Origin of the sequence: Celeribacter neptunius, from assembly GCF_900113955.1 — a bacterium.
In the GTDB taxonomy this organism is placed as follows: domain Bacteria; phylum Pseudomonadota; class Alphaproteobacteria; order Rhodobacterales; family Rhodobacteraceae; genus Celeribacter; species Celeribacter neptunius.
Map to the genome: position 1 here is coordinate 1,017,209 of NZ_FORH01000001.1, position 12,427 is coordinate 1,029,635.

Genomic DNA, 12,427 nt, shown 5'->3' on the forward strand with positions numbered 1-12,427 from the left:
TACCTGACCGGTTTCCGGTCCCGCACCAAGGGACGATATGCCGCAGATCCGCCAGACCTTTCATCAGGCCTTTCACGGGACCTTTCACAGGCGCGCGACCTGGCCGCGAGGCCCGGTGCGACCAATGCCGCAACACAGGGCTGCACATCCCGGAGATCACAGCAAAAACAGAGATCAGAACAACTCCAGATCGTGGCTCTTTTCCGGCGCCGGGACGGTTTCCACGATATGTGAATCCTCGACCAGTTTCTGTCGCGCCTTGCCAAGGGCCGGCACGAACTCGACCCGGCGCGCCTGTGTTCCGCCAAGGCTCTGACCGTCGCAGGGGATGCCTTCGCGTTCGAGATAGGACAGCACGAAAAGCCCGTTCTGATTGCCGGCGTTGGTCAGGCCCTTGTACATTTCAGCCCCGCCAAAGACCTTGGCGCGGAGCCGCTCGCGCACCGCGCCCGCGCGAATGAGCGCATTGATCAGAAGCTCCATGGCATTGGCACCAAAGGAACTCACATCGGCGCGCGAGGGCGGCCCTTTCGGCAGGAGGAAATGATTCATCCCCCCGAGTTTCGCCACCGGATCCCAAAGACAGGTCGCCACACAGGAGCCGAGAATGGTCGAGATCACCGCCCCCTCCTCTGAGGAGATCGCATATTCTCCCTGGGCGATATAGGTCTTGGCCCCGTGGGTCTGCTTTTCCGAAATGGTTGTCATAGCGCCCTCACTTTTGCGGGAACCTCGCAGAGGCGGAGCATTTCCTCTCCGAACTGATCCAGATCGGCCCATTCCTCGACACCGCCCAGCTCGGCGGCGACACGCGGCATGCCAAAGACAACACAGGTCTCTTTGCTCTGTCCCAGGGTGCGGGCCCCGGCGGCACGCAGTTCGCGCATCGCAGCGGCACCGTCGCGCCCCATGCCGGTCAGGATGCCCGCCGCCACCCGGGGCGCCACCTCCACCGCGGAGGAAAACATCGAGTCGACCGAGGGACGATGCCCGGAGACCAACGGGCCTTTGTGCAGCTTCACCCGCAGATCGATCGTCCCCTCGAGATTGAGATGATAGTCCCCGCCCGGCGCGATCATCACCTGCCCGGCTTTCAGCGTCGCGCCATCGCGGGCGAGCGTCACATGCGGTCGCACCAGCTGGTCGAGTCGCGAGGCGAAACTCATCAGAAAGGGCGCCGGCATGTGCTGGGTGATCAGTGTCGGTGGGCAATCCGCCGGGAAGACCTGCAGCACCCGCTCGATCGCGTCCACCGCCCCGGTGGAGCCCCCCAAAAGACAAATGCGATGGAACCGGCGATTGGTGACGGGGGCCGCGCGTTTCAGCTTCGGGCGGGGGCCGTTGATCCGCGCATGGGCGGCCACATAAACAGTCTCGGCCAGTTTCGAGAAATTGTCGGCGCCATCGCCACGGGTGGGTTTCTCAACGCAATCCACCGCCCCCAGAGACATCGCCTCGACCGCGACATCGCTGCCTTTGCGGGTCAGGGTCGAGACCATGACCACCGGCATCGGACGGTGGCGCATCAACCGATCGAGAAATTCCAGGCCGCTCATGTTCGGCATCTCGACATCCAACGTCATGACATCGGGGCGATGCTCGTTCACCGCATCGCGCGCCTCGCGTGCCGTGCCGGCCTCGGCCACCACTTTCAACCGGGTATCGGTTTCCAAAATGGAACGGATGAGGCGCCGCATCGTGGCGGAATCATCAACGATCAAAACTCGAATCGGTTTCAAACCAATCTCCCTTTACTTCATGAGACACAGAGACATCGCGAGGGGCGGACGAGCGCCCCTCCGCTCTGTTCTCAAAAATCTTCCCAGTCATCTTCGGCGGCCGGCGGCGCGGAAACCATGGGCGCATTGACCACCTGTTTGACCGGTTCGCGTTCGGCCACGGGAACCGAAGGCGCCGGAGCGTTGGAAGCTTTCGGGGCCGACATTTTCTTGACCTCGACCTTCACCGGGGCCTGTGTCGGAACCGTGCCCGTCACCGCGCCGATGGAGAATTTCGACGTTGTCGCATTCAGGTTTTCGGCCTCACGGGTCAGCGAATGGCTGGCCGCCGTGGTTTCCTCGAACATGGCGGCGTTCTGTTGCGTCACCTGATCGAGCTGGTTGACCGCAGCGTTGATCTCGGCCAGGCCGGAAGACTGTTCGCGCGCGGACACGGCGATCTCGGAGACATTGGCGGAGATTTCCGTGACCGAGGCGACGATGCCGCGCAGCGCGTCGCCGGTCTCGCCGACAAGCCCCACACCGCGTTTCACCAGCGTGCCGGATTTGGAAATCAGCTCGTTGATCTCGCGCGCCGCTTCCGAGGAGCGTTGCGCCAATGCGCGCACTTCGGAGGCCACCACGGCAAAGCCGCGTCCCGCCTCGCCGGCCCGTGCCGCCTCGACACCTGCGTTCAGCGCCAGGAGGTTGGTCTGGAAGGCAATATCGTCGATCACCGAGGTGATTTTCGAAATCTGGGTCGAGGAGGTCTCGATCTGGCCCATCGCCTCAACCGCTTCCTGAACCACCATACCGGAGGCTTCGGCATTGGCCTTGGCCGTGTCGACCATGTCGGAGGCCTGTTTCGCCCCTTCGGCAGCCGAACGCACCGAGGTGGTCAGCTCGTCGAGCGCGGTTGCCGTCTCTTCCAGCGTTGCCGCCTGTTTCTCGGTCCGGCGCGACAGATCATCGGCGGCATTCGAGATCTCGGAGGCCTCGCCACGGATCATGTCGGCATTCTCGACCACGTTGCGCATGGCATTGAGCAGATTGCCGATCGCGTCGTTGAAATCCGCCCGCAAGGTCTCGTATTCGGCGGCAAATTTCTCGTCGATCCGCGAGGTCAGATCGCCATCGGCCAGACGTTTGAGACCGACACGAAGACCGTCGACCACGCGGTTCTGTTCCGCGACCATGCGCTCGCGCTCGGCCTCGGCGATCACCAGAGCCGCCTGGCTTTCGGTGATGTCGGAGCCGATCACGATGATCCGGAACGGCCGCCCGGAGCTGTCTTTCACCGCATTGAACGTGCCGTCCAGAACCGAGGTGTTGCCTTCGGTGTCGAGCAGTTTGAAACGGCCATGCACGCTTTCGCCATTGAGCAGACGATCCCAGACCGCCCCGTTTTCTTTCGCCAGCGTCGGGTCGAAAGAGAACAGCTCATCGTAATGCTTGTCGATCAGGCTCTCAGACTCGACCCCGAGCATATGGGCAAAATTCGCGTTGGCGCGCATCATCTTGCCGTCGACGCTGAATTCGGCCTTGGCCTGGTTGGCATCCAGCGCCTCGATCACCGCCTGGTTGGTGCGGATATCGGTCACGTCTTTCCATTCCATCACACAGCCGATCATCTCGCCGTCGTGATCGATCACGGAATTCACATCGAGGGCGAAATGCACGTCACCGACTTTCATATCCGTCGAGAACGGCATCTTGGCGGGATCCGACAGGATCGTGCGGATCCGACCGGGCTCCTTGTGGAAGATGTCGATATTCTTGCCGACGATCTCGTCTGCATTGAAATCGTGGAACATCTGGCGGAAGGTGTCTTCGTGCAGCTTCATCAGGTCGCGCACCGCCGCGTTCATATAGGTGATCTCGAAATCCCGATTGATCATCATCAGCGAGGCCGAGGAGCCTTCGAACGCCGACCCCTTGAACAGGCCGTCGCTGGTGGCCTGTTCGGCGCGGCCGAGCGCATGGCGGAAATCGTCGAGCGCCGTGGCGATCTGACCGATCTCGTCGCCCCGTTCGATACCGGGAACCTCGACGCTGTAATCGCCCTCGGACACGGTGCGCATCGCGGCTTCGACACGGGTCAGCGGTTTGGAAATCGCGCGGGCGATGAAATAGGCCAGAACGGCCACGATCAGGGTCATCACCGCGCCCTGGATGGCGATGGTCTTCGCCAGTTGCGTGGCGGGTTCGAGGATCTCGTCGATCGTCTGTTCGACCACGAGCCCCCATTTCACACCATGCGTGCGCACCGGCACATAGGCTGCCATCTGCTCATGATCGTGGCCGGTCTCGGCGTTGACGTCCATCTCGCGCATCACCCCGGATTCCCCGGCGATGACATTGTGAGAAGAGGCCTCATCCATCGCGGTGTGGAGAATATCATCGCCATTGCCGTGGATGGTGTTGGAGCGCAGCAACATGTCCTCGCCCACGATATAGGCATCGCCGGTCCGGCCGAGCCCGGTCGAACGGGTGGTGATCATGTCGACCCGTTCCGTCGGAAGCTGAATGGCGATCACACCGCGGGTCTCGCCGCGGCGATCCAGAACCGGCGCAGCCAGGAAGGCGGCCGGCGCGCCATTGGACGGTGCGTAATGGGTGAAATCGGCGAAGAAGCTGCGGGGCGCGGTCGCGGCGAGGGCAGAGCGCACCACCGCACCGAGATTGCTGTCGGCATATTCACCATCGACAAAGTTGGTCGCGTAATCCTGTTCCTTGGCCATGGTATAGAGCAGGTCGCCCGTGCTCGAGAACAGGAAGACGTCGTAATAGCCTTTGTCCTTGGCGAGCTTGCGGAAATAGTCGTGGTAGAGCTTGTGAACCTGGCTGTAGGCCGATCCGTCGGCGGCATATTCGAGCTCGTCTTTCCGACCAAGTTCATTCGGGTTCTTGTCGATGTACCAGGATTTGAGATAGCCGCTGCGATCCCCCTCGAGCGCCAGCCAGGATTCTTCGAACCCGCGCACTGCCGAAAGCACGGCCGGGTTGTCCGCCTGGCTGAGCAGATCGACGTCGAGACCGTCGAGCCAGCTCTGAAGCTCCAGAGATTTCGCCTCGGCCACGGTGAGAAGCGCCTCTTGCGACTCGGCCAAGAGCGCTTTCGACGCGTTGCGGTAGGACACGACATTCGAGATCGCGATGGTCAAGACTGTCAGAGCGATCATGATCGCGGGCAATTTCTGGGCCAACTTGATCCGACTAAAAACCTTCATTTCTGTTCTCCTGGCCTCATAACTCACATCTTCGGGTGGCAGATGCGTGGGACAAATATTGATCAACAGGCGGGCACAGAGGCCCTCGTCCCAATGATCCATGCAGAGAAGGAATGAAGATTCGTTTAAGTCGCCTGTATTTTGCCCGCGCGTTCCGCGGGATTCTGGCCCCATTCTCGCCGCGAAAGGGTCGGCAGAGGACCGGCGCAGCGCGCGATATCGAGCCGCCGAGGCCAAAAGCAATCCGCCGGAAACCATTGCCCCTGTCCAAAAAGCCAGTTTGACACAGCTTTTGCCCGCAAAGGGAGAGCAGAATGTTGCCCTTTCAACCTAGAAGTCACTTTGCAAAGCGTAAGCCACGATGTTAATTAGTTATTTAGGAATTGCCTTCCGACAGACGATTTGGCCCGCACCGACCCTCTTTTGGGAACATCGACGTCCCTCACCCTTCCTCCAGGCGGAAAAAAACTGTGAAAAACACAGGAGAGCCAGCAGCGACACCGAAGCCGCGCAGAGACCATGATCGGGTCCTGCTCAATCTGCTCGGGCCAATGATCTTCCTGATGATGATGCAGGGCGTGGCGCATTTCTGGACCGGTGAGACATTGCCCCTCGCCTTTCTCGGCCTGGTGCATCCCACCGTGCTTCTGACCATGGCCGCCGTCACCATCGATCTCGCGCTTTTGTTGCGCAACAGCGCCAGAGGCCATCACCGCCGCACCCCCTATCTGGCCTATGGTGCGCCGCTGTGCCTGGTGCTGATCATCCTGCGGCTGGCGGATTTTCAGGGGCAGCCGCTGGGGGCAAGCCGCTGGCTGATCGGCAGCGTCGCCGACACACCGCATGTCAGCCTGGTGACCCTCGGGTGCTTCCTGCTGCTGTCGATGGTGCCCCTGTTCGGGCGGTCACGCCGGATTGGCGCCTGGCTGAGCCTGACGATCTTCGCCACCATCACGGCGACGGCGCTGGCCGGACTCGGCGCGGCCTTCGTCCATACCGACCTGCCGCCCTCTGCCTTTACCGCCACCGAAGCCTTCCTGTTCCTCGGGCTTGTCGGCCTGTCGGTACCGCTGTCGCGCGCCATGAACCTGTTGCACACGCCAGAGACCCCGCGGATCGACACGCTGCTGGCGCTGGTGCTCGGCGCCATCGGCTTGCGGATGTTGTCCGATTTCTGGTTCAGCAGCTGGAGCGGCTACGAGATCCCCCTGTTCATCCTCTCGACCCTGCTCGCGGTCTTCCTTGCAGAACAGGTTCTGCGCCCGCTGGAGCGCGCCGCAGCCGGCTTGGCGCCCGCCCCCTCGCGACGCCCGCCCCAGCCCTCTGCAACAGCGCGGCGAGACGTTCTCGAAGGCGCGCTCACGGCGCCCGCCCCGGCGCCGCTGCCGCATGCCCAGACCCTGGTTCAAGTTCGGGCTCAGGCTCAGGCTCAGGCGCAGGCCAAGACGCAGGCCGAGGACGACAGCAAGCTTCATGCCGTCGATGACGATCTCTCCGGCCAGACGGCGCGGTTGCCGCGACCGCTGCGCTTTCATCACTGGCTGGTCTTTCAGGCCAGCTATCTGCAACGGTTTCTCTGGGTCGGGCTGGTGCTCTATGCCGTCAGCGTCTTGCCGGAACTGCTCTTCCAGCGCCTGATCCCCGAGCTGACTGTGATCTGGTGGGCGGTGCCCGTTCTGGCCTATTATCTCCTGCTGACACCGATCGAGAAATGGCGCGGACAGTTCCTTGTCGGAACCGTGGCACTGATCCTGGCGCGGTTCACCCTTGGGGCGCCGGCGCCGGTCGCCTTTGCCAGCTCGCTGTTCGACAGTGCCATCGCCGGGGCCATTGCCGCGATCGCCGCCCAGACTCTCGAGGTCTCGCTGGTCGAACGCCGGGTGGTGCATTTCGACAGCCGGCCGCAAGCCATCATCGGCTTTTTGCTCTCGGCGCTGTTCTCCTATTTCCTGATCTCTCTGCTCGACGATGCCGCGCTCGGCATGATGGGAGAATTCCGCCCCGGCGCCGAGGTGCAATCCGACTGGCTGACCAATCTCACCGGCTTCAGCCTGCTCGCGCCACTCTTCATCGGGCTGATCTGGAAAATGCATTTCGGGCTGACCACCACGGCCCGACCGATTTTCCCGGCCATCCCCCTGACCCTGATGCTCTCAGCGCTCGCCTTCGTGGCCGGGCGCTTTCCATTCGAGGACTTCGGGGCCTCACCGGTTCTGGCCGTGGTGCTGGGCATGCTGCTGCCGCTCACCACCCTGACCCTGCCGACCCTTCTGCAGATCGGCCTCGCCAATTTCATCGTCTCCTCCGCCCTGCTCTTCGGCGCCGCGCTGAATTCGCAGCAAAGCTATTTCGAGAATTCCTTTCTGGTGATCCTGGCCTCGAGCCTCGTCGCCGTCGCCGGCGCCTACAAGCAACAGCGCACCCGCGACCGCTTGCTGCGCACCGAATTGCTCGAGAACAGCCCGTCGATGATGATCACGCTGGATTCGCAATATCGCATTTCCACCGCCTCCGACCGGATCTGTGCCTATCTCGGCGCGCCGCGCGAAGAGATCATCGGCCGCACCCCGACCGATGCCGGTTTCCTGCGCCTGCCCGAGCAGACCATCCAGTCGATGCGGCAATTCCTGCGCCATGCGCCGGACAAGAATCTCACACTCGAGATCGACCTCCGGCGCCGCGACGGCTCCATGCGCAAGGCGCTCGCGGCCATTCATCGGGCCAAGACCCCGGGCATGGCGCAATTCTATATCATCCAGATCACCGATACGACGGAGATCAGCCGCAACAGCCGTCTCTACAAGCTGACGCTGGAAGAAGGCCCGGCGCTTCTCCTGGTGCAGGACAGCGCGCGCCTCACCCTCGATATCGCACCGGCGCTGTGCAAGCTCCTGGGCTATTCCCGGGCCGAGATGCTCGGCAAGGACATGGCCGATCTGACCACGACACAATCGCGGAGCTTTGTCGACAAGATGCGGTCCCTGGGAGACGCTTTCACCCCGCCGCCCAGCAAGGTGCTCGAATTCACCACCAAATCCGGCCGGGTGTTGAAAATGACCGCAGAGCGCCGTGTGATCGACCCGCAGGCCTTTGGCGAACAGCCGAAATATGTCGTGCTCTTCTCGGATGTGACCGAGCTCGAGGCGCAGCGCAGCCTGACCGAGACGCTGTTGAACCGCAATGCCGCCATCGTGATTTCCCAGGATCGCGACTGGCGCATTCAATCCACCTCGGATGCCTGGACCGCGCATTTCGGCTACACGCGCGAAGAAACCCTCGGCCGCGATCTTCTGGACTTCATCCCCGAAGACGACCACGCCCGCTCGAAAAGCTTCCGGCGCCATGTTCTCGCCAATGTCAGCGGCAAGGAGACCATGTCCAACACCCTGTCACTGCTGACGAAATCCGGGGAACGCCGGATCGTCGAACTGCGCAGCGTCATTGAACAGAATGAGGACAACTGGCTCAACATCATCATGGTGGTCGACATCACCGAAGTCTCTCTGGCGCGTCAGAAACTCGAACATCTGGTGGCCCATGACGAGCTCACCGGACTTTTGTCCCGGCGCGGCTTCAAACATCTCTTCGCCGATGGCAAACGCCGCCGTGACGTCGATCTGTTCATGATCGATGTCGATCACTTCAAGAGCGTCAACGATGCCTATGGCCATGAGGCCGGCGACGAGCTGTTGCGCAAGATCGCCAGGGTGCTCAGCGAGATGACCGGCAAACCGGGCTATGGCGCAAGCCGGATCGGCGGCGAGGAATTCGCCATCATCCGCCCGGCCACGCAGGGCAGGCCAAGCCGCAAATTCGCCGAGGAGCTTGCCGCCGCGATCGCAGAAGTCTCTGTCAGCACCTCCTCGGGGCCGATTTCGCGCACCGTCTCCGTCGGCCTGATCCGGCTCGAGCGCGACGGCGGGCTCGAAGAGGCGATCAAATGGGCCGACTGGGCGCTCAGGGAAGCCAAGGCGGACGGGCGCAACAAGATCGTCGTGGCCGATGACAGCTTCTCCGAGCGGCTGCGCCAGACCGGCATGCTGACCAGCCATCAGGACATCATCACCGCGCTCAAGCGCGACGAGATCGTCAAATATGTCCAACCGATCTTTGATGCCCGCGACGAGACGGTCGTGGGCTTCGAGGCGCTGATGCGCTGGGAACGCCCCTCGGGCGAGGTGATGTCGCCGCGGCATTTCCTGCCACAGCTGCAAAACGTGCTTCTGGCCGAGGACTTCGCCGAAGTGCCCGGACAGTTGCGCGCCAGCCTGCTCAATCGGCTCGAGGCCAGCCCCGGCTGTTACGTCAGTTTCAACACCCGGCTCGAGGCGCTCTCCTTCCCCGGCGCGGCCAAGTCGATGATCCGCGAATTCAACGCGATGCTGACCGGCCGGCATCGGGTGGTGCTCGAGATCTGCGAGGACGCGATCACCGACCGGATCGACATGGATCAGGCGATGACCGAGATCGCCATTCTGCGCAATCACGGCTTCCTCATCGCGCTGGATGATTTCGGCAAGGAGGCCTCGAACCTCAACCGTTTGACCCATCTGCCGATCGATATCGTCAAGATCGACAAATCCCTGATCGACCGGATCGTCACCGACCGGCGCTCGCGCGAGGCGCTGCGCTCGATCATCTATCTCGCCGATGCGCTCGAATTCGAGATCATCGCCGAAGGGGTGGAAACCACGGCACAGCGCAAGATGCTGTTGGACATGGGGCTGCACCTACATCAGGGCTTCCTCTATGCCCGTCCGATGCCCGCCACCGAAGCCAATCACCTTTACCCCGACCCTGCCGCTCTCGGCGCGCAGCACACCGAAAGTGCGGAAACCGACTGAGCCCCCGCGCGGCACGGTCTGCGCTGGCCCTGTTTCCGGATGACGCCAAAGACCGCGAATTTCTCTTCGCGGCCGCGTCGCATCGGGCGGAGCCATCGCGAAATGACTTCCAGTTTCCGGAAGGAAGAGTTTCACATTTACCCAATACCGCCGATTTATGGAAAGACCTACTGTCCCGGGGAGAAACGACGAGAGACGTAACCCCCGCCCGCGCGACGCCCGTCGCCCGTGGCGCGCCCTCACCGGGAGGACAGACATGCAAAGACCCTTCAAGACCTTCGCCCCGCTCCTCATCACCGCGCTCCTGGGCGCCGGCGTGACCGTCACGGTCGTCAGCCTGGCCGCGATGATCGTCGGATTGGGACGTGGCTCCCTCACGGCGCAGGAGATCCTGCCCGATCCGTTACGGATCCCCCTCGCCGTCGCCATGGCGACCGCCTAGCCCGATCAGGACCCGATACAGGGCCCGATACAGAGCCCGGTACAGGGCGCGGTACAGGGCGCTGTTACTAGCACCGGGTTTCGCCCACCGCGGCACAGGCGCCTCCACCTCTGCAAGATTGCGAATTTCCGGACGCCCGCAGCCCGCGCGGCGCCGGATCTCCCGATCCCGACGGCATGTCGCCGCGGGAAACCGCCAGCCATTGGCACTATTCAAAGGACACAGACCATGATCACCAAGACCACCCTCTGCCTCGCCTCCCTCGCCTTTCTCAGCTTCGCGGCGCCGGGCTTCGCCGAGGATGAATACAACGTCTCGACCGGCTATTCGCTCGAAGGCACACCGCTGGGCCTGCGCGGTTTTGACCCCGTCGCACTGACCACGCTCAACGCCATGGCAATCGGCGACGCCACCCATGTGGTCGAACATGACGGCGTGGCCTATTATTTCGCCTCCGAGATCACCGCGAAGACATTCAGCGCCGATCCCGAAGCCTATATTCCGCAATATGGCGGCTTCTGTGCCTTTGCCATCGCCATCGGCAAGAAGCTCGACGGCGATCCGCGCTATGCCGATATCGTCGACGGCAAGCTCTACCTGTTCGTCAACGCTGCGGTGTTCGAGACCTATAAGAAAAACCCGGAGGAGACCCTGCGCAAGGCAGAAGAGATGTGGCCCTCGATCCAGCACAAGGCGGTCGGCAGCCTGTAACCCTCCCGGTCCCGGCTGACACCAGGCCAAAAGACGAAACGCGCCCCGCAAGGGACGCGTTTCTGAAAACCGATGGTGGGTGATAAGAGATTTGAATTTTGCCCCGAGTTAATGATTTCAATTACTTACAAGTCATTTTGTAACCATGTTACCGCCCACAAAACGGACCAGATGACGTAGCGTCAACTGTGGGCAAAATTAAAGGCGAGGCACCGAAGCACCTCGCCCAAAACATTGGCTATTAGTATTCCTTCCCGATAAAATCGGTAAAGAATTGAAGCTTATCGCGATCTTGCTTGAACCTAAGACTGAATGTCTCAGCGGAAGTATTGCGCGAGAGCGCCCAATAGAGACGCGCCTCGCCAGCTTGTTCTTCCGCCTCTGTCGCGTTCAACGAAAGAAGAACGTCGAACAAATTCACGTTGGACCAATTGCAGCCAATATCTGTCACCCTCATTGTCAAAGACTTGGCACCATCCCGGTTCGGCGAAACAGTCAGCAATACCGCAGCGTTCCACTTCTGCGCCAGACGCTTCAAGCCGCGATAAGTAGCACCGCCTTCCGAAGCCATGAATTCGGGACAATCCACGACAATCAAATCAAATTCGGTTCCAGCCATTTGGCAACCGACAAGCGCAGCATCCAATGCGCCCGCCGTCAACTCATTAAGAGGAAAATCAACAACCTTCAGAATACCGCATTCACTCGCATCACTCACGGTCTCATCGGGCATGTTATCAATGAGCCTAGCGACGATCTCTTTTGCCACTTCAAGAGCGACATAAAGAACGTTGAAGCCAGCCTGAACTGCATTCTTGGCCATATCTCCGAGTGCGAGAGACTTTCCGAAACCATCATTGCAAAGAAGGCAGGAAAGCTCTTTGCGGCCCCACCCACCATGATACAGGTGACGATCAAATTCCGTATAGCCTGTGGTAATGCCGGACACTGTTTGTGCCGCCGCGCCATCAATCAGAGAGTTTGTAAGCGTATCCAGAGCCATTATGCCCCCTCCCCGTTCACTTCGCCCTCACCACGACCAAGAAAAAGCCGCGCGAAGCTGGCATGGGTCCGACCCTCATCAAGCCACTGTTTGAAATCAGCGGCACCAAGAGTGTCCACAACGTAGCCATTAGCGTCATGAGACATTTCGCTATGATCATCCGAGAAGCGCGCCAAAAACTCACTGAGCATTTGGACGGCTTGCCCACTTTCAGGCATGTGCAAATAACCTTCTGCCAACTTTTGAAGCATCTTCCTCTTAGACATTGCTTCGTTAGGATAATTGCGATATTCGATATTAGTGCTCACTGCTAATACTCCTTAGATTGAGCTTTGATTAAACCGGTGCTGCAACACCGGCAGGGTTTAAGAGCAGCGAATCAAAATCGCTGTTCTTACCTTTTTCACTGACACGAACGCAAGAATTATGCCGTTGGCATTTTGCCAATTTGGCACATGACGTAGCGTCACCTGACTTTT

At 60.9% G+C, this 12,427-nt stretch carries 8 protein-coding genes; 3 read left to right on the plus strand and 5 right to left on the minus strand.

The features are described 5' to 3' along the window. Positions 1 to 174: 174 nt before the first annotated feature. From BM151_RS05000 to BM151_RS05010, 3 genes are all read right to left on the minus strand, one after another. Entirely contained in the window at positions 175 to 708 is a 534-nt protein-coding gene (locus BM151_RS05000; protein ID WP_090058412.1) for a chemotaxis protein CheD, read from the minus strand. Next, positions 705 to 1,739: a protein-glutamate methylesterase/protein-glutamine glutaminase gene (locus BM151_RS05005; RefSeq protein ID WP_090058414.1), complete on the minus strand. Its 1,035-nt coding sequence runs from the start codon at positions 1,737 to 1,739 to the stop codon at positions 705 to 707. Before BM151_RS05005 ends, BM151_RS05000 begins: the two co-directional genes overlap by 4 nt. A 71-nt stretch (positions 1,740 to 1,810) precedes the next feature. Next, positions 1,811 to 4,948 carry a methyl-accepting chemotaxis protein gene (locus tag BM151_RS05010; protein ID WP_177213024.1) on the minus strand — a complete coding sequence of 1,046 codons (3,138 nt, stop codon included), beginning with the start codon at positions 4,946 to 4,948 and terminating at the stop codon, positions 1,811 to 1,813. Positions 4,949 to 5,418: 470 nt separating this feature from the next. Between BM151_RS05010 and BM151_RS05015 the strand changes: the two genes are divergently transcribed. From BM151_RS05015 to BM151_RS05025, 3 genes are all read left to right on the plus strand, one after another. Beyond that, on the plus strand, positions 5,419 to 9,792 hold the full coding sequence (locus tag BM151_RS05015) for an EAL domain-containing protein (protein WP_143093040.1): 4,374 nt from the start codon (positions 5,419 to 5,421) through the stop codon (positions 9,790 to 9,792). A gap of 256 nt (positions 9,793 to 10,048) precedes the next feature. Beyond that, positions 10,049 to 10,234, plus strand: a complete 186-nt coding sequence (locus BM151_RS05020) for a hypothetical protein (RefSeq protein WP_090058424.1) — start codon at positions 10,049 to 10,051, stop codon at positions 10,232 to 10,234. Positions 10,235 to 10,462: 228 nt separating this feature from the next. After that, a complete protein-coding gene (locus BM151_RS05025) occupies positions 10,463 to 10,945 on the plus strand; it encodes a YHS domain-containing (seleno)protein (RefSeq protein WP_090058427.1) in 483 nt (160 codons plus the stop codon). Positions 10,946 to 11,186: 241 nt separating this feature from the next. Here BM151_RS05025 and BM151_RS05030 read toward each other — a convergent pair whose 3' ends face one another. Continuing rightward, entirely contained in the window at positions 11,187 to 11,948 is a 762-nt protein-coding gene (locus BM151_RS05030; RefSeq protein ID WP_090058429.1) for a hypothetical protein, read from the minus strand. After that, positions 11,948 to 12,256 carry a hypothetical protein gene (locus BM151_RS05035; protein ID WP_143093041.1) on the minus strand — a complete coding sequence of 103 codons (309 nt, stop codon included), beginning with the start codon at positions 12,254 to 12,256 and terminating at the stop codon, positions 11,948 to 11,950. The genes BM151_RS05030 and BM151_RS05035 overlap by 1 nt, the downstream gene beginning before the upstream one ends. Positions 12,257 to 12,427 lie beyond the last annotated feature (171 nt).